Genomic DNA, 22,097 nt, shown 5'->3' on the forward strand with positions numbered 1-22,097 from the left:
GATCTTGCGTTGTGCAGGGATTTTCGTTGGTAGAACGACGACGCGCCGAATCGTTCGTTAGCGAACGGACGGGGGACCCACTGCGACCGAAGCCCGGTCGCCGGGGCGAATCGCGGTCCGGATGACCGTGTAGCGCCGCTTGTGCGGTGCGAGCCCGACAGCTCACCTCGCAGGCGCCCTCTGACATGCCTGTTCCCACATCTCGCAGATTCCTGGCCGTGCTCGCCGCGACGTCGTTCGTCGTGCCCGCGGTCGCCACCACGCCCGTCGCGGGCGCCAAGCCGCTGAAGAAGGGCAGCCACGGCGTGCGCGTGAAGGTCCTGCAGCGCGACCTCGGGATCTCCCCCGCCGACGGCATCTTCGGCCACGGCACCTACAAGGCCGTGCGCAAGTTCCAGCGCAACCACCACCTGGCGGTCGACGGCATCGTCGGCACGGTCACGTGGCGCCTGGTCCACCACCGCGCGCATGCTTCGAGCGGCGCGACGCACGGCGTCAAGGTGCAGGGCCGCGGGTCCTCCGTCACGCTGCTGCAGCGGCGCCTGGGCATCGGCGCCGACGGCGTCTTCGGCCCCGGGACCGCGCGGGCCGTCAAGCGCTTCCAGCGGGCGCACGGCCTGACCGCCGACGGCGTTGTCGGCCCGTCGACCTGGAGCGCGCTCGGGGTTCACGGCAGCCATCCGGTCCTGAAGCGCGCGCACCTGCGCGGCGGCGGCGCGATCGCCATCCCGCGCCACGTGCTCCTGCTGCGCCGCGCGGTCGCGGCGGCCAACCGGATCCAGTACAAGCCCTACATCTACGGCGGTGGCCACGGGTCGTTCCAGGCCGCGGGCTACGACTGCTCGGGCAGCGTGTCCTACGTGCTGCACGGCATGGGCCGCCTCGGCGTCCCGATGGACTCCAGCGAGCTGATGTCCTACGGCAAGGCCGGCCCGGGCCGCTTCGTCACGATCTACGCGAACGCGTCGCACGCCTTCATGGTCATCAACGGCCGCCGCTACGACACCTCGGTGCGCGCGTCCGACGGCTCGCGCTGGGGCCCGGGCATGCGCTCGACGTCCGGCTACGTGGCGCGCCACCCCTCGGGCCTGTAGCCCCGCGCCGCGGTGCCGCTCACCACGGCACGACGCCGTGGCGGTCGCTGTAGGTGCCGGTCGGGCCGTCGGGGCCGATGGTCGCCAGCGCGACGATCGCGTCGGTGCCCTCGGTGATCGTCTGGGGGCCGGAGTGGCCGTTGAAGTCGGTGGCGGTGTAGCCGGGGTCGACGGCGTTGACCTTCATGTTGGTCAGACCCTTGGCGTACTGGGCGGTGAGCATGTTCACCGCGGCCTTGGACGAGCAGTAGTCGAGCGAGTTGACGTTGAACTCGACGCGGTCGGTGTCGCTCGTCACGCCGTGCGAGCCGAGGCCGCTGGAGACGTTGACGATGACCGGGTTGTCCGAGGCCTCCAACAACGGCAGGAACGCGCGGGTCACGCGGACGATCCCGAACAGGTTCGTGGCGTACGTCCCTGCGAGCTCGTCGGCGGTGATCTCGTGCACCGGCTTGCGCGCGCCGATGATCCCGGCGTTGTTGACCAGGACGTCGAGGCCGGTCCCGGAGTTGTTGATGGTGTCGACGGCGGCGGCGACCGACGCGTCGTCGGTGACGTCGAGCTGCACGAAGCGCCCGCCGAGCGCCTCGGCGGCCTCGGTGCCGGCGGCGGCGTCGCGCGCCCCGATCCAGACGTCGTGGCCCGCTTCGCTCAGCCGGCGCGCGGCCTCGCGGCCGAGGCCCTTGTTGGCTCCCGTGATCAAGATGGTGCTCATGGACCACAGGATGCGCCGTGAAGGCGCCGGGCAAAAGAGGACGCTCTTGCCTGGGACCGGCAGGGCGAGGATAAGCGCGCCCGCCTCGGGCATCCTGTCGTCATGGACCACGACGAGCTCGCCGTCCTCCTGCGCACCTGGCGCGACCGGCTGACGCCCGAGGCGGCCGGCCTGCCCGCGGGCGGACGGCGGCGCGCGCCCGGGCTGCGCCGCGAGGAGGTCGCGCAGCTCGCCGGGCTGTCGGTGGACTACCTGGCGCGCCTGGAGCAGGGCCGCGCGACGAGCCCGTCGCCGTCGGTCCTGACGCCGCTGGCCCGCGCGCTGCGGCTCAGCGACGACGAGCGCGCCCACCTGTTCCGGGTCGCGGGCCAGGCGCCGCCGCTGGCGGGCCACATCGACCGCCACATCACGCCCGGCGTGCAGCGGATCCTGGACCGGCTCAGCGACGTCCCGGTGCTCGTCATCGACGCCGCCTACTTCCCGGTCGCCGCCAACGCGCTCGGGATCGCGCTGGTCGGCGCGCGCGACGCGAACATCGCGTGGCGCCACTTCACCGGCGGCGCGTCGCGTTTCATCCGCGAGCCGGAGGAGCACGACCGCATGTCGCGCGAAGTGGTCGGGGATCTCCGTGCCGCGTCCGGCCGCTACCCCGACGACGCGCGCCTGCGCAGGCTGATCGACGAGCTGCTCGAGGCGTCAGGCGAGTTCGCCGCGCTGTGGGAGGAGGCGCCGGTCGGCGTCCGGGCCGCGTCGCGCAAGACGATCGACCATCCGGAGGTCGGGCGGATCACGCTCGACTGCGACTCGCTGCACGTCGCGGGCAGCGACCTGCGCCTGATCGTCTACACCGCGCAGCCCGGCTCCGAGGAGGCGGGCAAGCTCGCGCTGCTGGCGACGATCGGCACGCAGACGTTCACGCCGACGGACTGACTACCGTGGGTCGCTGAGATGGCGGCCGAGCCGACCCATGTGCAGGAGGTCGAGGCGATCCTCGCCTCCACCGCCGCCGAGCGGCGCGCGCTGCTCGAGGTGGTCTCCCCCGTCCTGCGTGCGTCGCTGCCGGTCGACGGGACCGGGATCGCGCAGGCGATCGAGCACCTCGGCGCCGCCGTCGAGCTGGCCGAGGAGCTGCGCGCCGAGCAGCGCGAGGGCCATCGCGCCAACCCGGCGGTCCTGCACGGCCGCGTCTTCGGGCGCGCGCCGCTGTCGCCCGACACCGTGCTCGCCGCCTTCGTCGACGGCGCCCGCGTCCGGGCGGCCGCGATCACGTCGCTGGCCGGCGCGATCGGTGGCGACGCGCTCGTCGCCGAGGTCCGCGGCGAGCTCATGGCGCACCCGCTGCCGAGCGAGGACGCCGCGGTCGCGGGCGCGACCGACGCGCTGGAGGACGCCTACGCCGCCCAGGAGCGCGTGGTCCTGACGCTGGCGGCGGCGCTGGACGCCGGCCCGGACGGCCCCTAGCCTGAAGGCATGTGCCGCAACATCCGGACCCTGTACAACTTCGCGCCGCCGGCCGCCGGCGACGAGGTCCACGCCGCCTCGTTGCAGTACGTCCGCAAGGTCAGCGGCTTCACGAAGCCGTCGCAGGCCAACCAGGAGGCGTTCGACCGCGCGGTCGCGCAGGTCGCCGCGACGACCCAGGAGCTGCTCGACTCCCTGGTCACCAACGCGCCGCCGAAGGACCGCGAGGTCGAGGCGGCCAAGGCCCGCAGGCGCGCCCAGGCGCGCTACACGATCACCGCCGCTTAGCGGCTGACCGCGGAGCAGCGCTTGCCGCGCAGGCGCGCGGCGCGGGCCTGCGCCTTGGTGGCGCACTTGACCGCCGTGCGCCTGGACGACGCCGCGCTGGCGATCGGCGACGTGAAGTCGTTGACGTAGGTGCCCGCGTCGCCGGAGATGCCGGACTGCGGCGCGCCCTCGGCGATGCCGATGCCGATCGCGCCGTAGGCGCCGTTGAGGATGTTGGCGCGGTGCGGCGGCGAGTGCATCCAGGAGTCGACGGTCGACGCCGGCGTCCCGAGCGAGCCCGAGCCCCAGGCGATGTTCTCGCCCGCCGTCCAGCTGCCGCTCGCGGTCCAGCCGGCGGCCTTGATGCGGTCCATGAACGTCCCGCCGTCGGGCGAGACGTGGTCGAAGAAGCGATCGGCGACCATCCGCCGGGCGTAGGCCGCCGCGGCCTTGTCGAGCACCGCCGACTCGCTGAACGCCGAGAGGCCATGCTGCGCGCGCTGCGCGTTGAGCAGGCACAGCGTGGCGGAGACGGCCGCGGGATCCGACGGCGACACGTCCTCGTTGGCGCACGCGGCCCACGCGCCGGGCGCGACGGCCAGAGCGGCGACGACGGCGGCGAGCAGGACCAGGATGCTGCGAAGGCGACGAGGCATCGCGAGTCCATCGACCCCGCAGCGACGCACACGTGAGCGAAGTTGAGCCGCTCTGGACATCCGTCCGATCCGGAACCCCGCACGTCACCTCAGCCGGGGCGCGCGCGTTCCGGATCCGATGCTCGCCCCCGCCCCCACGCCGTACGCGTCGCTGCAGGCGCCCACGACGATCAAGGCCTACGCCGGCTGGACCGCCTGGCAGGACGTCGATCCGAAGGCCCGCGAGCACGTCGTCAAGGTGCGGGCGCCGGACGGGACCGTCACGACGCGCCCGGAGCGCAGCCACGTCGCCGACCCCGACAACCCGCTGGACGACGGTGTTGCGTTCGACCTCGCCCCGGACGCGTTCGGCCGGCCGTCGATCGTCGTCGGCGTCTGCGGCCGCACCGGGAGGCTGCGCTGCCACCTCCACATCGGGCGCCTGCCGAACCGTGCCTCGCGGCCGATCGGCCACACCGCGCAGCGCGCCATGCCGGCGGCCGTGACGTTCTGGCGCAAGCGGCTCGCCTGGGCCGACGCCGACGGCGCGCTGCACCTCCGCACCGCGGCCGGCGCGACCCCGCGCGTCGTCCGGCCGTGGCCGCAGCCGCACGCGGACGTCGAGGAGGCCGAGCTGCGCGGCGACCTGCTCGCAGCGACGCTGAACTACGACGATCCGACCGCTCCGGAGGACAACGCGGTCGCGCTTGCGCTCGCCAACGTCCGGACGGGCCATCCCGAGACGCTCGCGACCGAGCAGCCCGGCGAGGGCGGGCAGCGCTTCACGGGCCCGACGTTCGTCGGCGGCCACACGCTGAGCTGGCTGCTGACCTGCCACGGCGACCCGGAGGGGTGCTCGCGACGGTTCGGCGTCTACCGGCGCGATCTGCGCACGCGCAGGACGGTCTTCGCGCGCGACATGCGCCAGCACTTCGGCTTCGCGGCGCTGAGCGACACCACCGTGTTGCTCGGGCCGAGCCAGGGCGGCTGCTACGACGACGGCCTCGCCGCCGGCAGGTGCCGCATCGAGCGACGCCGCCTGACCTTCGGCTGACCGCGCCGCGTAGTGCGGACGGCGCCCGGCTGTGCGGAGCCGGGCGCCGCCGCGTCGGCCGTCGCGTCCCGGTCCAGCGGAGAGCGCGGTGGCCGAGCTTGGTTCAGCCGATCATGAGCGACGTGCGGTCGGCCGGGTCGACCCGGACCGGGACCGTCGCGCCCGGCTGGAAGCTCGGGATGGCGATGCGGGAGATCGTCTGGCGGTGCGTCACCGCGTAGGGCTCGCCGCCGCCGAGGGAGACGTCGAGGTCCATCTCGACCGTCGGGTTGTCGTTGATCGTCATGCCGGTGTCGCGGACGGCGGTGATCGTCGCGCTGCCGGCCTGGCCGTTGGCCATCAGGTGCTGGGCCTTCACGCCGTCGGCCTGCAGGTCGCCGAGGACCTGGTTGGCCTGGGCGACGCCGTCGCGCATGCGGCGCATGCCGCCGGCCATGCCGCGGTGCTCGGGCGGCGTCATGGCCTCGGCCTGCTTCTGGAGGTTGCGGATGTCCTTCAAGAACCCCATGTCGATCGTGTGCTCCTGGGTGCGGGTGGCGAGTGGCGTGGCGGATGTCTGATGTGACAACCGTCTCGCCGCCACCGGCTTACGCTCAGGAGCGCGGCGACATGAGCGCGACGCGTGTGCCGAGACCGGCGTCCTTCGGGACGATCGCGATCCGGCGCCCCGGCTGGACCGCGTCCCTCGGCTCGCTCGCGCCGGTGGCGCGGGCCGCGGCGTCGAGGTCGTCCGCCACGAGCGTGATCCCCCACAGCCGCGCGGGGTCCTCGGCGGTGCCGGGCGCGGGCTCGGGCGGGCCGACGACCTCCAGGATCAGGTCGGAGAAGAGGAAGAAGCCCTGGCGCAGCTCGGAGCCCGCATCGCGGACGCGCCGCAGCTCGAAGCCCGCGGCCTCCAGCGTCTCGAACGTGCGCGCGGTGTCGGGCGTGGTCAACACGATGTGGTCGATCGCCGAGACCGTGTTGGGGTGCGCGGCGGCGGCCTCGCTCGCGGCGGTGCCGGCCGTCGTCGGGACGCCCGCCAGCGCGCCGTCGCCCTCCGGGATCGCGCCCGCGAGCGTCCAGCCCACGAGCCCGGACGCGGCGCCCGGCAGGAACACGAGGTCGGTGGTCCCGATCCGCAGCCGGTCGGTGCCGGCGCGGAAGCCGGCCATCTCCCAGCGCGCCGGGTCGGCGTGGAGGTCGAGCGCGACGAGGGCCGGCCGTGGGCTCATGCCCGCGTCTGCTCCCCCTGCGCGCTCTGCAGCGCGGCGTAGCGCCCACCCAGCTCCAGCAGCTCCTCGTGCGTCCCGCGCTCCACGATCCGCCCCCTGTCGAGCACGACGATCTGGTCGGCGTCGCGCACGGTCGACAGGCGATGCGCGATCGCGATCGTCGTCCGCCCCGCCGCCAGCCGGTCCAGCGCGTCCTGCACGTGGCGCTCGGTCTCGGTGTCCAGCGCCGAGGTCGCCTCGTCGAGCACCAGCACCGGCGGGTTGCGCAGCACGACGCGCGCGATCGCGATCCGCTGCTTCTCGCCGCCGGAGAAGCGGTAGCCGCGCTCGCCGACCATCGTGTCGTAGCCCTCGGGCAGCCGGTCGATCAGGTCGTGGATCTGCGCGGCGCGCGCCGCGGCCTCCAGCTCGGCGTCGGTCGCGTCCGGCCGCGCGAAGCGCAGGTTGTCGCGGACCGTGGCGTGGAACAGGTACGTGTCCTGCGAGACCAGCCCGACCGTCCGCGCCAGCGACGCGAACGACACGTCGCGCACGTCGACTTCGTCGATCGTCACGCGCCCCGCGTCGACGTCGTACAGCCGCGCGACCAGGTACGCCAGCGTCGTCTTCCCGGACCCGGTCTCGCCGACGATCGCGGTGAACGACCCCGGCGCCACCTCCAGGTCGACGCCGTCCAGCGTCGGCGCCACGTCGGCGTCGTAGCCGAACGTCACACCCTCGAACTTCACGTCGCCGACGACGTCCCGCAGCTCGACCGGCTCGGCCGCCTCTTCGAGGTCGACCGGCAGGTCGAGGTACTCGAAGATGCGGTGGAACAGCGCCAGCGACGACTGCAGGTCGACCGACACGGACAACAACGACCCGATCGGGAACAGCAGCCGCGTCTGCAGCGTCGTGAACGCGACCAGCGTGCCGACCGAGATCGCGCCGGTCTGTCCGGCGAACCAGTACACGAGCGCCGGCAGGATCGCGAAGGACATCTGAACGCTCGCCATCCGCCAGCGCCCGGCCATGCGCGAGCGGACCTCCAGCGTCGCCAGCTCGCGCGACTCCGCGCGGAAGCGCTCGACCAGCTCCTCCCCGCGCCCCATCGTCCGCCCCAGCAGGATGCCGGAGACCGACAGCGACTCCTCGACCAAGGACGACATGTCGGCCACGCGCCCCTGGCGCGCCGCGGTGATCTTGCGCCGCTCGCCGCCGACGCGCCGCGTCATCCACACGAAGAACGGCAGGATGATCAGCGAGAACGCGGCCAGCCGCCAGTCGAGCGCGAACAGGCCGACGATCGTCGCCACGACCGTCGTGACGTTGGAGACGATCGACGTCGCCGTCGAGGTCACGACGCTCTGGATCCCGCCGATGTCCGACGCGATCCGCGACTGCACCTCGCCGGTCCGCGTGCGTGTGAAGAACGCCAGCGACAGCCTCTGCAGGTGGCGGTACACGGCGGCGCGGAGGTCGTGCATGACCTCCTGGCCGACGATGTTGGACAGGTAGGTCTGCGCGACGCCGAGCGCACCGGTCGAGATCGCCACCGCGATCATCCCGGCCACGAGCCACGTCAGCAGGACCGTGTCGCCCTCGGGGATCGCCGTGTCGAGGATCTCGCGCAGCAGGAACGGCGAGGCGATCGAGATCGTCGCGCTCAGCGCGATCAGCGCCAGGACCGCGCTCAGCCGCACGCGGTAGGGCGTGAACAACCTCCCGATGCGGTGCAGCTCGGCGCGCCGCGTGGCCTGCGTCGGCTCAGCTTCGGTCACGCGGTCGGGGTCCTCGCGGTGAACCGCGGCTCGTCGGCGTCCGCGTCCTCCTCGGCGACCGTGTCGAAGACGGTCGCGAGGTCGGCGGCCAGCGCGGGCCAGGAGAAGCGCTCGTGGGAGTCGCGCCAGGCGCGGCGGCCGCGGCGGCGGCGCTCGACCGGGTCGGCCAGCGCCTGCGCGAGCGCGGCGGCCAGCGCGCGCTCGTCGTCGGGCTCGACGAGCCAGCCGGTCGCGCCGTCGTGGACGATGTCGGCCGGCCCGAAGCGGTCGACGGCGATCGGCGGCAGGCCGCAGGCCATCGCCTCGACCAGCACCGAGCCGAACTGCTCGCGCACCGAGGCGAGCGCGAAGACGTCGGCCGCCGACAGGAACGCGGGCAGCGCATCGTGGTCGCGCCAGCCGCCGAGGAAGACGTTCCGGGCGCCGCTGGAGGCGATCGCGTCGGCCGGGTGCTCGCCCTCCCACTCGCCGGGGTAGCCGCCGAGCAGGACCAGCGACGCGTCGTCGGGAAGCGTTCCGGACGCCTGAGCGCTCGCCCACGCGCGGATCATCAGCCCGATCCGCTTGACGGCCGTGAAGCGCGAGACCGACATCGCCACCGGCCCGCCGTGCGTCAGCGGTGCGATCTCGTTCAAGGTGTAGGCCATGCTGCCCTCGTCCTGACCGGGGAGCCAGCCGCGCGGGTGGTCGACGAGGTGCTCGCGCCAGAGCGCGCCGCGGTCGACCTCCAGGCGGTCGAAGACCTCCGGGTCGAAGCCGTTGGGCGCGAGCACGCAGCGGTCCGGCTCGACGCCGAGCAGCTCCACCGCGCGCGGGATCTGCGAGGGCGACAGCACCAGCAGCCGCTCCGAGCGCCGCGCCCAGGCGCGCATGCGCCTGGCCCACGCGGCGGCGTGCGGCCACGGCGCGCCGTCGGCGATCTCCTCGAGCATCAGCAGCTCGGTCCCGTGCAGGTGCGTGACGATCGGGACGTCCGGCGCCACGCGCCCGGCCGCCTCGTGCAGCGGCGTGAGGTGGTGCAGGTGCAGGACGTCGCACTCGGCCGCGCCGGCGCGATCGAACGCCCGCGCCCAGGCACTGACGTGCGTCTCGAACGCCGCGTCGTCGAGCGACGCGAAGACGCGGTCGTGCGCGCCCGGGCGGTCCTCGTAGGACGGGTGCAGCGGCGCGTTGCCGGCGTCGAAGTCGACCGGCCGGACGTCGAGCCCGGCGAAGAAGCGGGACGCGTCGCCGTGGCCGCCGTCGCCGCGCGAGCCGGCCACGATCGTGACGTCCCACCCGTGCTCGGGCAGCGCGGCCGCCAGCGCCCGCGTGACGTGCGCGCTGCCACCGCGTGGGAAGAACATGAGACCGGAGAGGGCGCGCACGCCTCTGTTATATGAAACTCCGGAACGCTGACTATCGGCGGCGGAACACGAGCGCCGTCGCGACCGCGCGCCCGCCGGGCAGCGTGATCCCGTGCGACTCGCGCGGCTCGTTGCGCAGCCGGCCGCCGCAGACCAGCGACGTCGAGCCGCCGCCGTCGAGGTTCATCGCCTGGACCGCGCCGAGCGCGGCCATCGCCTCGGCGAGCTCGTCGATCAGCAGCCCCGCCTCGTCGTCGGCGCGCCCGTCGCAGGTGACCGCGAGCAGCTCGCCGCGGCGCGTGATCCCGATCGCCGCGCGCGGGTGGCGCTCGGCGGTGATGTCGGAGTCGAACTGGTGCGAGCCCGCGCTGAAGCCCTCGTCGTCGCCCCGGACCACGGCGCCGCCGCGGACCAGCAGCGGCCCGGCCTGCATCAAGTCGCCGCGCGGCGCGTCCGGCAGCTCGTCGCGGCGGGCGATCGTCACGTTGGTGCCGTCGATGGCGATCGCGGCGCGGATCGCGCCGAACGGCTCGGCGAACGGGACGTGGCGGCGCACGACGCCGCCGGTGCGCAGCTCGCCGAGCGGGATCAGGTCCGGGCGCTCGTAGAAGCCGCCGACGAGCGCCTCGTCGAAGCCGTTGGCGCGGCAGAACGCCTCCAACGGCGCGGGCTGCGGGAGCCGGACGACGCGCGCCTCGAAGCGCCGCAGGTCGTAGCGGGCGACGTACAGCGTGGTCCTGGCGCCGTCGGGCAGGCGCAGACGTTCCCGGCGGAGATGCCGGAGCTTGGGCTGCGCGGCGTCGCGCAGCGGCGTCAAGCGTTGGCGGGTGGCCATGGCGCGGGTCACAGGATGCGTGTGTCGGGCGTCGGAGGCGTGAAGCTCTCGTTACGAGGGTCGGCAGTCCGACCTTGGAGGATGAGTTCGCCGCCCAGGCGGCGCGCCCTTCAGAAGGCTAGAGAACGCGGAAGCGGATCAGCGTCGCCCGCTCGGCGCGGGCGTCGACTTCGAGGCGCTCCAAGCGCACGTCGGCGCCGCCGGGGCGCTCGAACAGGCGGGTGCCGTCGCCGAGCAGGACGGGCGCGATGAAGACCAGCAGCTCGTCGAGGCGGCCCGCGTCGAGGCAGGCGCGGGCGGTCTGCGCGCCGAGGACGTTGACGACCCTGCCGTCGCCGGCCGCGTGCTGCGCGCGGTCGATCGCGTCGTCGAGGTCGCTGACGAACACGACGTCCGGGATCGGCTCCGCGTGCTGCTCCGGGTGGTGGGTGAGCACGACCTGCAGGCCCTCCCAGCCGCCGCCGAACGGCTTGCCCGCGCGCTCGGCGTCGCTCTTGTGCGGGTCGTCGCCCAGGAACGTCCGGTGGCCGACCAGCAGCGCGCCGACCTGCGCGATGAACTCCGGCACCGCGGGGTTGGGCCCGATGTGCGGGGTCAACCACCCCATGTCGCCACCCGGCCCGGCGATGAAGCCGTCGAGCGACATCGTCACGCCATAGACCAGCTTCGCGCTCATGCCACCTCCTGTGCCCCGCGGCGGCGCGCGCGGAACTCGCGGCCCTTGACGCGGTTGCCGCAGATCTCCATCGAGCACCACTGGCGCGAGCGGTTGCGCGACGCGTCGTAGAACAGCCAGCCGCAGTGCGGGCCGGGGCACGCCTTGACGCGCGACCAGCGCCCGTCCGCCTGCGCCTCGGCGACGACGCCGAGGACCAGCGCCAGCGCGGCGTCCGGGCCGTCGCCGGAGGGGACGTGGATCGCGGAGCCGTCGGGCTCGAAGCGCAGCGCCAACGGGGCGCTCCGGGCGGCGGTGTTCAACACCACCATGTCGCTCGCCTCCGGAGCGACACCATCATGATGGCCCAGCGCGATCCGCCGCAGCGCCTCACGCAGCTCGATCGCCCGCACTCGGTCGTCCTCCGACACGCGCTCGCCGCCCCCGAACCCGCGCGCCGCCAGCCAGCGCCCGTAGCCGGCGGCGTCCGCCCACTCGTCGGCGCCCCCGCCGTCCAGGTCCCAGAACGAGTTCGCGAACGCCTGGACCAGCCCGAGCCGGCCGGGCGCGGGCGTGCGTCCGGAGGGCTGGCGGCCGGGGTCGAAGCGCTCCACGCACGACATGGTTGCGCACAACCACCCAACGTGTCTACGCTGGTTAGCGTCGTGAGCGACGACGATGACCTCCCTCCCCTCCGGACCTGCCCGCGCTGCGGCCGCGAGGGCCGGACGCGGTACGAGCGCTGCCCGCACTGCCAGGCCTCGTACTTCGCCCGCTCCCGCGCCCAGCAGCGCAGGCGGATCGCCGTCGGCGCCGGCGTCCTGGCGGTCGTCGCCGCCGGGCTCGTCGTCGCCTCCGTGTTCGCGTTCTCGGACCGCGACTCGCGCGAGAGGACCGAGAACGCGCGCAGCGCGAGGGTCATCAGGGACCTGCGCGCCAAGATGGTCCGCGAGCAGGCGCCCCACCACGACGCCGCGCCGCAGCTGAGGCCGCCGGCCGGCGCGACCGCAGCCCAGCAGCTCGCGGCACGCCACCGCCTGCTGCTCGCCGTCGACGACCGGATCACCGCCGACGCGCGGGCGCGCGTGAAGGCCGGAGAGCTCGACGGTCCCGTCCTCTCCACGTTCTGCGGCCCGATCCTCAAGGCCAGGGACGCCGTGCCCGACGACCGCGTCCTGACGAAGTCGATCGGCCGCTACGACTGCGTCGCGATCAAGGACCACGTGATCGGCGCGGACAACAAGAAGGTCGCCGAGCTGGGCAACCCGTTCGTCGCCGCGCTCAACTTCAAGACCTACACCTACACCTGGTGCCGCAACACGCCCGCCCAGGGCGAGGCCGGCGTCGCGCTCGTCTTCGTCCGCCTGGACCGCGCCTGCCTCGCGGCCCACGGCCGCGCCCTCGGCTCCGGCTACGCCGAGGCGCCCGGCGAGCAGAACCTGACCGAGTCCGAGCTCGCCGCCCAGCAGGTGACGACCACGACCTCGGCCGCCAAGAACTAGCGGTTGCGCTTGCGCGCCGCGCGGGCGCGCTTGCTGGCGTCGCGCGACTTGGCCTTGCGGCGCTTGATGTCGTCCTCCTTGCGCAGCTTGGCCGCGTGCTGGACCTCGGTCTCGTCCTCGACCGGCGCGTGGCTGCGCGCGTCGGACAGGATCGCCCAGCCGATGCCCGCGATCAGGACGCCGCCGCCGAGGAAGATCAGGACCTGCTGCCACGCCGCCAGCCCGCCGTTGTCGTCGGACGACGTCGACGTCGTGGTGGTCGAGTCGTCCGGCGTCGTCGTCGCCTGCGGCAGCGGCGCGAACGGCGACGAGGTCTGCGCATAGGCGATCCCGGCGGCGGGCGCGGAGAACGCGATGAGCAGGCAGAACAGGAGCACGAGACGACGAGGCATCGCGCGCATCCTGCCAGGTGACGGGCGCTCCGTGGAAGGTCGCCGCTGCCAGTAGGCTGCAAGGTGACATGCCGCCCAAGCAGCGCCAGATCCGGATGCAGCAGCAAGGCGGGCTCGCCGCCATGCAGCAGCTCGAGAACCGCTCCGACGAAGAGCTCGAGCGCGAGCAGAAGTTCAAGGCCGCCGCGCAGGCGATCCTGGGCGCCCGAGCCGCCGAGCGCTACGACGCGAAGACGTCGCGCGAGCACTTCCGCAAGGCGCTCGCTGCCGCGCGCCCGCAGGAGCGGATGGCGCTGCGCCGCATGGCCGACGCGTCGCTGGCGCTCGCCGAGCGCCGCCCGGACGACCTCAAGGCCGCGGTCGAGCGCCTCGGCCAGGCGCCGCCGTCCTCGCGCCAGCTGCTGCTGCTGCGCTTCATGGGCATCGTCGCCCCGCCCGCCAGCGCCGGGACGTTCGCGCGCGTGCGCGGCATCGCGATCATCGTGGCGCTGGTCGTCGCGCTGATCGCCGTCGGCACCGGGATCGCGAAGCTGATCGCCTGGCCGCTGGGCGGCGTCAGCACGCTGGTCGCGGTCTGGCTCGGGCTCCTGATCGTCATCGTCGCGATCGTCGTCCTGGCGCTCCTCGGCCGGCGGCGCCAGGCCAGGGCCAAAGCGGCGGCCAAGACCGGCTGACATGTGCGGGCGGTACTCGCTCGCGACGCCGGCCCAGAACGACCTGCGCGGCCGCTTCGGCCTGAGCGAGTCGCTCGAGGTCCGGCAGCGCTTCAACGTCGCGCCCGGTGACGACGTCGTCGCGGTCACGACCTCCAAGGAGGGCGAGCCGCGCGGCGAGCTGCTGCGCTGGGGCCTGGTCCCGTTCTGGGCCAGGGACGTCAAGGTCGGCTACAAGATGATCAACGCGCGGTCCGAGACCGTCGCGGAGAAGCCGGCGTTCCGCGACGCGCTGAAGACGCGCCGCTGCCTGATCGTCGCCGACGGCTTCTACGAGTGGCAGCCGCGGCCGGACCGCGCGTCGCGCAAGAAGCAGCCGTTCCACATCACGCGCGCCGACGGCGCGCCGTTCGCGTTCGCGGGCCTGTGGGCGTCCTGGCACGGCGACGGCGCGCCCGAGGACGGGCTGCGGACGTGCACGATCATCACGACGGCGGCCAACGCCAAGCTCACCGACATCCACGACCGGATGCCGGTGATCCTCCCCGACCAGGCGGCCGAGGAGGCGTGGCTGGACCACGCGACGCCCGCGCCGCTGCTCCCGGAGCTGCTGGTGGCCCTGCCGGACGACCTGACCGCCCGCCGCGCCGTCGGCCCCGCGGTCAGCGACGCGCGCCACGACGCGCCGGACTGCCTCGACGACGCGCCGCCCGAGGACGACCCGGCGGGCGGCGGCGACGCAGCCCTCAGCCTGTTCTGAGCGGCCCGCTGCCGCCCGTCGGCTAGGGTCGATCGTGTGGATCTGACGACCCCTCGACTGCGCCTTCGCCCACTCGCGCCGGACGAGATGCGCGAGCTGCTCGAGGGCCGGCCGCTGCCGGGCCAGACATGGGCCGAGGGCTACCCGCTCGACGGGACGCTCGTGGCGGTCGCGATGCAGCAGGAGCTGGTCGACGCCGACATCGACCGCGGCGGCTTCTGCCACTACCAGGTGATGCTGGCCGACGAGGACGTCGTGATCGGCGACGTCGGCTTCCACGCGCCGCCCGACGAGCTGGGCGAGGTCAGCGTCGGCTTCGGGATCGTGCCGGTCGCGCGCCGGCGCGGCTACGCGGTCGAGGCGCTGCAGGCCGTGCTGGCCTGGGCGCTGGCCAGGTCGGAGGTCCGGTCGGTGCACGCCGACACCGACCTCGTGAACCTGGCCTCGCAGCGGGTCCTGCTCGGCGCCGGGATGCAGGTGGTCGCCGACGAGGGCGACCGCAAGGTGTATGAGATCTCGCGGCGACCGTGAGCGACCACCCTGACTTGTCTCCGCTGCTGGCGGAGTACGCCTACGTGTTGCTCGACCTCGACGGCTGCGTCTACGTCGGCGAGGACGCGGTGCCCGGCTCGGCCGAGGCGGTCGCCGCGCTGCGCGCCGGAGGGATCGGCGTCGCGTTCGTGACCAACGACGCGCGCCGCTCGGGCGAGGAGTACGTCCGCAAGCTCTGGGGCCTCGGGCTGCAGGCGTCGCTGGAGGAGGTCGTGACGGTCGGCGGCGCGATCCAGCACGTCCTGGCCGAGACCGAGCGCTGGCGGTCGGCCTACGTGGTCGGCGCGCCGGTCATCCACCGCCACGTCCAGGACGCGGGGCTGCGCGTCGTCAACGGCCTCGACGTGCCCGCGCCCGACGTCGTGGTCGTCGCCGCCCACGACCACTTCTCCTACGACGAGCTGCGCGGCGCGACCCAGGCGGTCCTGGCCGGCGCCGAGCTGGTGACCGCCGGGCGCGACCCGGTCTTCCCGACGGCGGACGGGCTGTGGCCCGGGACCGGCGCGGTCGTCGCCGCGGTCGAGGCGGCGACGGGTGCCGTCGCGATCAACTGCGGCAAGCCCGCCGCCCAGCCGTTCCTGACCGCGATGGAGCGCCTCGGCGGTCCGCTCGGCAGCGCCCCGCGCCAATCGGCGGCCGAGCGCCTCGCCGCCGCTCCGGGGTCGGCGCCGCCCGCGCCGCCCAAGGCGCTGGTCGTCGGCGACCGCCTCGACTCCGACCTCGCGGGCGCCCACGCCGCGGGCCTGGACGCCGCGATCGTCCTGACCGGCGCGACGAACGAGGCCGAGGCCCGCGCGGCCACCGATCCGGCGCCGGTCGCGATCGCCGCCTCGCTGGCCGAGCTGGTCCTGGGCTGAGCTCGAACCCGGCTCCTCCCCGCGCGGGCGGGCTGTTTCGTGGCGCTTTGCGGCAGGATGGACGCGGATGCCGCGCCCCCTCGCCCTGCTCGTGAACCCCTCGGCCGGAGGTGGACGCGCGCTCAAGGCACTCCCGGCCGTCGAGGCCGAGCTGCAGCGGCTCGGGCTGACCTACCGCGTCGTGCAGACCGAGTCGGTCCGCCACGCCAAGGAGCTGGCGGTCGCGGCTGCTGCGGCCGGCGAGACGGTCGTCCCGCTGTCCGGCGACGGCCTCGTCGGCGCGGTCGCGGCGGCGCTGCGCCACCACGACGGCGCGCTGATGGGCGTCCTGCCCGGCGGCCGCGGCAACGACTTCTGCCGGACCGTCGGGATCCCGCGCGACCCGGTCGCGGCGTGCGCGGTCCTGGCCGGCGGCGTGCCGACGCCGGTCGACCTCGGCGAGGTCGTCTCCGGCTCGCACGACCCGCAGACGTTCATCGGGATCGCCTCGCTGGGCTTCGACTCCGAGGCCAACCGCGTCGCCAACGCCGCCCCCGCCGCGCTCGGCCCGTTGGTGTACGCCTACGGCGCGCTGCGGGCGCTGGCGACCTTCCGCCCCGCCACGTTCGACGTCGCCGTCGACCGCGAGCGGCGGACGTTCAGCGGCTGGTCGGTCGGGGCGTGCAACACGAGGTTCTACGGTGGAGGCATGAAGGCCGCACCGGACGCCCGCCTCGACGACGGGCAGCTCGACGTCATGATGGCGTCGCCGCGCTCGCGCACCGAGTTCCTGACCAAGATCCTGCCGGGCGTCTTCAAGGGCACGCACACGCAGCTGAAGTCGATCACGATGATGCGCGGCGCCGAGGTCCGGATCGCCGCCGATCGCCCGTTCACGGTCTACGCCGACGGTGACCCGATCGGCGAGCTGCCCGCGACGATCAGGGCGGTGCCGGGCGCGATCCAGGTGCTGCTGCCCGCGGCATGAGCCTGCTGTCCGTCAAGCTCGCGGCGGCGCGCGCGGCGGGCGCGGTGTCACGGCGCGCGGGCCGCGGCGGCACGTCGCTGCCGGGCAAGCTGCTGCTGCGCCTGGAGCCGGGCGCGGTCGGGTCGCTGGCCGCGCGCCTGTCCAACGGCAGCGCGGTGATCTCCGCGACCAACGGCAAGACGACGACGGCCGCGATGGTCGCCTCGATCCTGGAGCGCGGCGGGCACACGCTCGTCCACAACCGCGCGGGCGCCAACATGGCCGGCGGGATCGCCGGCACGCTGCTGGAGGCCGCGGGCCCGCGCGCGACGCTGCGCGGCGACACCGGCCTGTTCGAGATCGACGAGTTCTGGCTCGACCGGCTCGTCCCCCAGATCAGGCCGCGGGCGCTGCTGCTGGCCAACCTCTTCCGCGACCAGCTCGACCGCTACGGCGAGCTGGACACGATCGCCGACCGCTGGGCGGCCGTCGTCGCCACCGGCGACGCGCAGACGCTGGTGCTGAACGCCGACGACCCGCTCGTCGCCGACCTCGGCCGCGACCGGGACGGCGTCGTCTACTTCGGCGTCGAGGACCCGTCGGTCGCGCTGGAGGGCATGGCGCACGCCGCGGACTCCAAGCACTGCCGCCGCTGCGGCGCGCCCTACACGTATGACTTCGTGTTCTTGGGGCACTTGGGCCACTACCACTGCGACGCCTGCGGCGCGACGCGGCCGGCGCCGTCGGTCGCCGCCGAGCGCGTGGTCCTCGACGGGCTGCGCGGCGCGCGCGTGACGCTGCGCCTGCCGAGCACGACCGTCGAGGTCGCGCTGCCGCTGCCCGGCCTCTACAACGTGTACAACGCGCTGGCCGCCGCGGCGCTCAGCACCGCTCTGGGTGCCTCACCGGACGAGATCGTCGCGGGGCTGGAGGCGACCGCCGCGGCCTTCGGGCGCGCCGAGACCGTGTCGCTCGGCGGGCGCGACCTGCTGCTGTTGTTGGTGAAGAACCCGGCGGGCGCCAACGAGGTGCTGCGGACGCTCGCGCTGGAGGACGGCGAGCACGACGTCCTCGCGGTGCTGAACGACCACGTCGCCGACGGCCGCGACGTCTCGTGGGTCTGGGACGCGGACTTCGAGCTGCTCGCCGGCCGCCTGGCGCGCGTCGTCTGCTCGGGCACGCGCGCGGCCGAGCTGGCGCTGCGCTTCAAGTACGCCGGGGTGCCGGAGGAGCGGCTGGTCGTCGAGCCGTCGCTGCCCGCCGCGCTGGACCGCGCGGTCGCCGGCGGGTCCGGGCGGCTCGTGGCGATCCCGACCTACACGGCGATGCTCGCGCTGCGCCAGGAGCTGGTCGCGCGCGGCGCGGCGCGGGGGTCGTTCGGATGAGCCGCCCGGTGCCGCTCGGCGTGATCTGGCACGACATCGAGTGCGGCAACTACCTCGAGGACCTGCCGCTGTGGCGCGACCTCGCGGCCGAGGCCGACGGGCCGGTCCTCGACGTCGGCGCGGGCGCCGGGCGCGTCGCGCTCGACCTCGCGGTGCGCGGCTTCGACGTCGTCGGGCTCGACATCGACGCCGAGCTGCTGGAGGCGCTGAGCGCACGTGCGAAGCAGTTCGACGTGACGATCGAGACCGTCGTCGCCGACGCGCGCACGTTCGATCTCGGCACCGACCGCTTCGGCCTCGTCGCGGTGCCGATGCAGACGCTCCAGCTGCTCCCCGACGCCGCGGCGCGCGCGGAGTTCTTCGTCGCCGCGCGCCGCGCGCTGAGGCCCGGCGGCCATGTCGCGATCGCGCTGGCCGACGCGCTCGACAGCTTCGACGGCGAGACCGACGGCCTGCCGGAGCCCGACGTCGGCGAGATCGCCGGCGTGCAGTACGCGTCGCTGCCGCTGGCCGTCGTCGACGAGGGCGACTACGCGGCGATCCACCGCCTGCGGAAAGTCATAGGGGATGACTCGGTGCCCGAGGAGCACGACGTGATCCGCCTGGCGCGGGTCGATCCGGTCGGCCTGGCCGACGAGGCCGAGGCCGCCGCGGGGTTCGAGGCGGCCGAGCTGCGCCGGATCCCGGCGACCGACGTCTACGTGGGCTCGACGGTGGTGGTCCTGCGTGGCTGACCGGACCCTGCGCGTCTGCGCGCTCTACCCCGACCTGATGAACATCTACGCCGACCGCGGCAACATGTTGATGTTGGAGCGGCGGTGCGGGTGGCGCGGGATCGGCTTCGAGCTGACCGCGGCGAGCCTCGGCGACGCCGTCGACCCCGGCGCGCACGACCTCTTCTACCTCGGCGGCGGCCAGGACCGCGACCAGCAGCTCTGCGCCCAGGACCTCTACGACACCAAGCGCGACGCGCTGCACGCGGCGGCCGCCCGCGGCGCCGTCGTGCTCGGCATCTGCGGCGGGATCCAGCTGCTCGGCGACCACTACGAGCTGGGCGACGAGACCGTGCCCGGGATCGGGCTGGTCGACCTCGTCACCAAGCGCGCGATCGACGGCTCGCGGCTGATCGGCAACGTCGCGATCGAGGTGGAGCTCGAGGGCCTCGACGGCCCGCGCGTCCTGGCGGGCTTCGAGAACCACGGCGGCCGCACGATGCTCGGCGCCGGCGAGCGGCCGCTGGGCAAGGTGCTCAAGGGCCACGGCAACGACGGCCGCTCCGGCTTCGAGGGCGTCATCAAGGGCAACGTGATCGGCACCTACCTGCACGGGCCGCTGCTGCCCAAGAACGCGTGGTTCGCCGACTGGCTGCTGGCGACGTCGCTGGGCCTCGCGCCGGGCGACCTGGCGCCGCTCGACGACGCGCTGGAAGACGCGGCGCACGCCTCGGCGCGCCGCGCGGCCGGGCTCTAGCTCGGCGAGGCGTAGCGCGGCAGGCCGTCGTCGGGGATCGCCTCCCAGACCGCGGCGGTCTCGACGCGCTGGTGCTTCTCGGGCCGGATCCCGGGATCGCCGTCGACCGTCCCGAGGCGGATCGCCCTGACCGACGGGTCGGCCGGGTCCTCGGAGTACAGCGCGCTGCCGCAGCCGACGCAGAAGAGCTTCAGGAACCCGCCGTCGCCCGGGTCATAGGCCTTGATCAGCTCCTCCCCCGCGACGACGCGGAACGACCCGGGCCGCATGCGCGCGTTGGCCGACGCGGCCGTGCCGGTCCGCCGCTGGCAGCGCGTGCAGTGGCAGTAGTTGGCGTCGGCCAGCGGCTCGGTGACCTCGTAGCGCACGCCGCCGCAGAGGCATGCCCCGGTGAGATGCGTCGTCATGGTGCTGATCCTGCCAGCCTTGCGGGATGCGGACCGCGCTGCTGAGCGCAGCGACCCTCGTCCTCGCCGCGCTGCTCGGCGGCTGCGGCGGCTCCACGCCCGCCGCGCAGATGCCGGCGCGCACGCCCGCGCCGACGGCCTCGGCGCCCGCCGCCGCGGGGCCGCAGGCCGGCCCGGCGGTCTCGCCGCCGCTGGCGCGCAGGCCCGCGGGCCGCGTCGTCTCCGTCGGCGCGCGCCCGGACGCCGTCGGCGCCGACGTGCTCGGCCGCCAGTTCGCGGTCGCCGTCCACGACCCGGCGCGCCTGGTCCTGGTCGGCTCGCGCACTGGGCGCGTGTCCCAGCGCGTCGCGGTGCCCGGCGCGGTCCCCCGCCCCGGCGACCCGACGCCCGCGGTCTTCCTGCTCCAGGGCCAGCTGGGCCGCGACGCCGTCGCCGTGTCGTCCGCGGCGCGGCCCGCGTCGGCCGCCGTCGCCCTCGGCAGGACGTTCGTGACCGTCGGCGGCGAGGTCGACGTGCTCGGCCGCGACGGCCCCGTCGCCCACTTCTCCACCGCGACGACCGCGATCGCGGCCGCCGACGCCGCGACGCACCTCGCGGTCCTCTCCGGCCCACGCCGCGTCCTGGAGCTCTACGACCCCAGGACGCTGCGCCGGATCGCGTCGGTCGCCGCGCCCGCCGGCGCGACGCACCTCGCGACGCTCGACGACCGCGTGTACGTCACCGACACCACGGGGAACGCCGTCCTGACCTACGCGACCCAGCCGCGCCTGCACCGCGTCGCGCACTGCGCGCTGGCGGGCGCGCCCTACGCGATCGCCGTCGACCCGATCCGCCGGATCCTCGCTGTAACGCTGACGGCCGCCAACGGACTGACGTTGATCCCGCTCACGGCTCCCACCGCCACCACGACGCTCCCCACCGTCCGCCAACCCAACGCGCTCGCCATCGACGCCTCGACCTCCACGATCGCCGTCGCCTCCCCGGCGTCGGGCACCCTGCAATTGATCAGCCGCCATCGGTGAGCGATGCCACAGACCGCACACAAAGCTGTGCTTGACTCCGCATCCATGCAGTCCCCATCCGAGTTCCTGGAGCAACTGGCGACCGCGAAGCACGAGTCGCAGATCGTCATCGCGATCAACGTCGACATCCGCGGTTTCTCCCGCTTCAGCCTCGAGGTCGAGTCGGTCGAAGCGTCGATCTTCATCAAGAAGTTCTACGACCAGCTCTTGCGCACCTACTTCACGGATCCGGCCTTCTTCAAGCCGACCGGCGACGGCATGTTGATGATCTTCCCCGTTGAGGAGGACGAGCTGAAAGAGCGCACCAACGGCCTAATCCAGCAGTCGCTGAGGTTGTTGGAGGACTTCCCGAGGATGTTCGACGAGATCCCCATCATCAACTTCTCGGTCCCGACCGGCGTCGGCATAGGCATGGCCCGCGGCGCCGCTTCCCGCCTCGTCGCCGGCGACACCGTCCTCGACTACTCCGGCAAGGTCCTCAACCTGGCGTCCCGCCTAATGGACATGGCCCACCCCGCCGGCCTCATCCTTGACGCGAGCATCGGCTTCCGGTTGCTGGCCGAAGATCTCCGCGAGCACTTCGAGCCCGACAAGATCTACGTCAAGAGCGTCGCCGAGCAACAGCCGATCGCGGTTCACTTCACGGCAAGGATCACCCAGATCCCTGCTTCCGCCCGGCGCCCCATCGATGAAGTTGAATGGCACCGCGAAGTGAAAACACGCGATTGCAGGACAATTCTCGCGAACACGACGCTTCCGTTCTTGTTTGGGTTGACCCGTGAGACGACCAACCCAGACGCCATCGAAGTTGGCGTGCGGTTCAGCATTGGGGACCCGGACGAGCATCTGAGTCGGTGGTTCAAGCCGCCGTTCAACTTCACAACGCGAGCCGGAAAGCAAAGCGTCTGGCTGGACAGCCAGATCGTCGCGACACGCCTGGAGGAATCCGGCGTTGACCCCGAAACGATGGTTCACATCGAAATCGCCTACCCGGTGGCGCCGACCGGAGAGCGGCCTGACGCCGAACCGGCTTCACACGCCCGGAGCGGTGGCTAGGATCGGCGGTTCCGCCGGTCGCGGACCTCTTCTATGACTCCCCGAAACTCCGCCCAAGC

27 protein-coding genes and 1 riboswitch are annotated in these 22,097 nt (G+C 73.7%); of the genes, 16 read left to right on the plus strand and 11 right to left on the minus strand.

From position 1 onward, the window contains the following. Window positions 1–33 precede the first annotated feature (33 nt). Window positions 34–192, plus strand: a riboswitch (cyclic di-AMP (ydaO/yuaA leader). Window positions 193–218: 26 nt separating this feature from the next. Further along, window positions 219–1,094: a peptidoglycan-binding domain-containing protein gene (locus tag H030_RS40510; RefSeq protein WP_051223218.1), complete on the plus strand. Its 876-nt coding sequence runs from the start codon at window positions 219–221 to the stop codon at window positions 1,092–1,094. Window positions 1,095–1,113: 19 nt separating this feature from the next. On the opposite strand, the gene H030_RS0120140 is transcribed toward H030_RS40510, so the two are convergent. After that, window positions 1,114–1,809, minus strand: coding sequence for an SDR family NAD(P)-dependent oxidoreductase (locus tag H030_RS0120140; RefSeq protein WP_027007431.1), 696 nt, complete (start codon window positions 1,807–1,809; stop codon window positions 1,114–1,116). Between the two features lie 102 nt (window positions 1,810–1,911). Here H030_RS0120140 and H030_RS0120145 point away from each other — a divergent pair, with 102 nt between their 5' ends. Genes H030_RS0120145 through H030_RS0120155 form a run of 3 tightly spaced genes read left to right on the plus strand, consistent with a single transcriptional unit; the run spans window position 1,912 to window position 3,558 of the window. After that, on the plus strand, window positions 1,912–2,739 hold the full coding sequence (locus H030_RS0120145) for a helix-turn-helix transcriptional regulator (protein ID WP_027007432.1): 828 nt from the start codon (window positions 1,912–1,914) through the stop codon (window positions 2,737–2,739). Window positions 2,740–2,757: 18 nt separating this feature from the next. Further along, window positions 2,758–3,270: a hypothetical protein gene (locus H030_RS0120150; RefSeq protein ID WP_027007433.1), complete on the plus strand. Its 513-nt coding sequence runs from the start codon at window positions 2,758–2,760 to the stop codon at window positions 3,268–3,270. A gap of 9 nt (window positions 3,271–3,279) precedes the next feature. Then, a complete protein-coding gene (locus H030_RS0120155) occupies window positions 3,280–3,558 on the plus strand; it encodes a DUF2277 domain-containing protein (RefSeq protein WP_027007434.1) in 279 nt (92 codons plus the stop codon). On the opposite strand, the gene H030_RS33835 is transcribed toward H030_RS0120155, so the two are convergent. Next, window positions 3,555–4,193 carry a CAP domain-containing protein gene (locus H030_RS33835; protein ID WP_051223220.1) on the minus strand — a complete coding sequence of 213 codons (639 nt, stop codon included), beginning with the start codon at window positions 4,191–4,193 and terminating at the stop codon, window positions 3,555–3,557. The two genes, H030_RS0120155 and H030_RS33835, sit on opposite strands and share 4 nt — an antisense overlap. Window positions 4,194–4,311: 118 nt before the next feature. On the opposite strand from H030_RS33835, the gene H030_RS0120165 reads away from it, so the two are divergent. Beyond that, window positions 4,312–5,226, plus strand: a complete 915-nt coding sequence (locus tag H030_RS0120165; RefSeq protein WP_027007435.1) for a hypothetical protein — start codon at window positions 4,312–4,314, stop codon at window positions 5,224–5,226. Between the two features lie 103 nt (window positions 5,227–5,329). Here H030_RS0120165 and H030_RS0120170 read toward each other — a convergent pair whose 3' ends face one another. From H030_RS0120170 to H030_RS39265, 7 genes are all read right to left on the minus strand, one after another. Continuing rightward, a complete protein-coding gene (locus H030_RS0120170) occupies window positions 5,330–5,734 on the minus strand; it encodes a DUF3592 domain-containing protein (protein WP_027007436.1) in 405 nt (134 codons plus the stop codon). An 85-nt stretch (window positions 5,735–5,819) separates the two neighbouring features. Further along, window positions 5,820–6,440 carry a hypothetical protein gene (locus tag H030_RS0120175; protein ID WP_027007437.1) on the minus strand — a complete coding sequence of 207 codons (621 nt, stop codon included), beginning with the start codon at window positions 6,438–6,440 and terminating at the stop codon, window positions 5,820–5,822. After that, window positions 6,437–8,200, minus strand: a complete 1,764-nt coding sequence (locus H030_RS33840) for an ABC transporter ATP-binding protein (protein ID WP_035128968.1) — start codon at window positions 8,198–8,200, stop codon at window positions 6,437–6,439. Before H030_RS33840 ends, H030_RS0120175 begins: the two co-directional genes overlap by 4 nt. Next, window positions 8,197–9,546 (minus strand): glycosyltransferase family 4 protein, encoded by a 1,350-nt coding sequence (locus H030_RS0120185; RefSeq protein ID WP_051223221.1) that lies wholly within the window; start codon window positions 9,544–9,546, stop codon window positions 8,197–8,199. Before H030_RS0120185 ends, H030_RS33840 begins: the two co-directional genes overlap by 4 nt. Before the next feature lie 52 nt (window positions 9,547–9,598). Beyond that, on the minus strand, window positions 9,599–10,381 hold the full coding sequence (locus H030_RS37595) for a phosphodiester glycosidase family protein (RefSeq protein WP_027007439.1): 783 nt from the start codon (window positions 10,379–10,381) through the stop codon (window positions 9,599–9,601). A gap of 118 nt (window positions 10,382–10,499) precedes the next feature. After that, on the minus strand, window positions 10,500–11,057 hold the full coding sequence (locus H030_RS0120200) for a dihydrofolate reductase family protein (protein ID WP_027007440.1): 558 nt from the start codon (window positions 11,055–11,057) through the stop codon (window positions 10,500–10,502). After that, window positions 11,054–11,650, minus strand: a complete 597-nt coding sequence (locus tag H030_RS39265; RefSeq protein WP_051223223.1) for a CGNR zinc finger domain-containing protein — start codon at window positions 11,648–11,650, stop codon at window positions 11,054–11,056. Before H030_RS39265 ends, H030_RS0120200 begins: the two co-directional genes overlap by 4 nt. A gap of 51 nt (window positions 11,651–11,701) precedes the next feature. Here H030_RS39265 and H030_RS0120210 point away from each other — a divergent pair, with 51 nt between their 5' ends. Continuing rightward, window positions 11,702–12,538, plus strand: coding sequence for a hypothetical protein (locus H030_RS0120210; protein ID WP_027007441.1), 837 nt, complete (start codon window positions 11,702–11,704; stop codon window positions 12,536–12,538). On the opposite strand, the gene H030_RS0120215 is transcribed toward H030_RS0120210, so the two are convergent. Beyond that, window positions 12,535–12,930 carry a hypothetical protein gene (locus tag H030_RS0120215; RefSeq protein ID WP_155892168.1) on the minus strand — a complete coding sequence of 132 codons (396 nt, stop codon included), beginning with the start codon at window positions 12,928–12,930 and terminating at the stop codon, window positions 12,535–12,537. The genes H030_RS0120210 and H030_RS0120215 overlap by 4 nt on opposite strands. A 68-nt stretch (window positions 12,931–12,998) precedes the next feature. Between H030_RS0120215 and H030_RS0120220 the strand changes: the two genes are divergently transcribed. The 8 genes from H030_RS0120220 (at window position 12,999) to H030_RS0120255 (ending at window position 19,553) form a co-directional block, all read left to right on the plus strand. Continuing rightward, on the plus strand, window positions 12,999–13,604 hold the full coding sequence (locus H030_RS0120220; protein ID WP_035128019.1) for a hypothetical protein: 606 nt from the start codon (window positions 12,999–13,001) through the stop codon (window positions 13,602–13,604). Window position 13,605: 1 nt separating this feature from the next. After that, window positions 13,606–14,343: an SOS response-associated peptidase gene (locus tag H030_RS0120225; protein WP_027007444.1), complete on the plus strand. Its 738-nt coding sequence runs from the start codon at window positions 13,606–13,608 to the stop codon at window positions 14,341–14,343. A 36-nt stretch (window positions 14,344–14,379) separates the two neighbouring features. Next, a complete protein-coding gene (locus H030_RS0120230; protein WP_027007445.1) occupies window positions 14,380–14,874 on the plus strand; it encodes a GNAT family N-acetyltransferase in 495 nt (164 codons plus the stop codon). Continuing rightward, on the plus strand, window positions 14,871–15,752 hold the full coding sequence (locus tag H030_RS0120235) for an HAD-IIA family hydrolase (protein WP_027007446.1): 882 nt from the start codon (window positions 14,871–14,873) through the stop codon (window positions 15,750–15,752). The genes H030_RS0120230 and H030_RS0120235 overlap by 4 nt, the downstream gene beginning before the upstream one ends. Before the next feature lie 67 nt (window positions 15,753–15,819). Further along, the gene (locus H030_RS0120240) at window positions 15,820–16,719 is read left to right on the plus strand and encodes a diacylglycerol/lipid kinase family protein (RefSeq protein ID WP_027007447.1); all 900 of its coding nucleotides are present in this window, start codon (window positions 15,820–15,822) and stop codon (window positions 16,717–16,719) included. After that, entirely contained in the window at window positions 16,716–18,083 is a 1,368-nt protein-coding gene (locus H030_RS0120245) for a Mur ligase family protein (RefSeq protein WP_027007448.1), read from the plus strand. The genes H030_RS0120240 and H030_RS0120245 overlap by 4 nt, the downstream gene beginning before the upstream one ends. Next, window positions 18,080–18,817, plus strand: coding sequence for a class I SAM-dependent methyltransferase (locus H030_RS39790; protein ID WP_051223226.1), 738 nt, complete (start codon window positions 18,080–18,082; stop codon window positions 18,815–18,817). Before H030_RS0120245 ends, H030_RS39790 begins: the two co-directional genes overlap by 4 nt. After that, the gene (locus H030_RS0120255; protein ID WP_027007449.1) at window positions 18,810–19,553 is read left to right on the plus strand and encodes a type 1 glutamine amidotransferase; all 744 of its coding nucleotides are present in this window, start codon (window positions 18,810–18,812) and stop codon (window positions 19,551–19,553) included. The genes H030_RS39790 and H030_RS0120255 overlap by 8 nt, the downstream gene beginning before the upstream one ends. Here H030_RS0120255 and H030_RS0120260 read toward each other — a convergent pair. After that, window positions 19,550–19,960: a GFA family protein gene (locus tag H030_RS0120260; protein WP_035128022.1), complete on the minus strand. Its 411-nt coding sequence runs from the start codon at window positions 19,958–19,960 to the stop codon at window positions 19,550–19,552. The genes H030_RS0120255 and H030_RS0120260 overlap by 4 nt on opposite strands. 26 nt (window positions 19,961–19,986) lie before the next feature. On the opposite strand from H030_RS0120260, the gene H030_RS0120265 reads away from it, so the two are divergent. Both H030_RS0120265 and H030_RS0120270 read left to right on the plus strand, forming a co-directional pair. Then, a complete protein-coding gene (locus tag H030_RS0120265) occupies window positions 19,987–20,982 on the plus strand; it encodes a YncE family protein (protein WP_027007450.1) in 996 nt (331 codons plus the stop codon). Between the two features lie 45 nt (window positions 20,983–21,027). Further along, entirely contained in the window at window positions 21,028–22,038 is a 1,011-nt protein-coding gene (locus tag H030_RS0120270) for a hypothetical protein (RefSeq protein ID WP_155892169.1), read from the plus strand. Window positions 22,039–22,097: the final 59 nt, after the last annotated feature.

The organism is Conexibacter woesei Iso977N (assembly GCF_000424625.1).
In the GTDB taxonomy this organism is placed as follows: domain Bacteria; phylum Actinomycetota; class Thermoleophilia; order Solirubrobacterales; family Solirubrobacteraceae; genus Baekduia; species Baekduia woesei_A.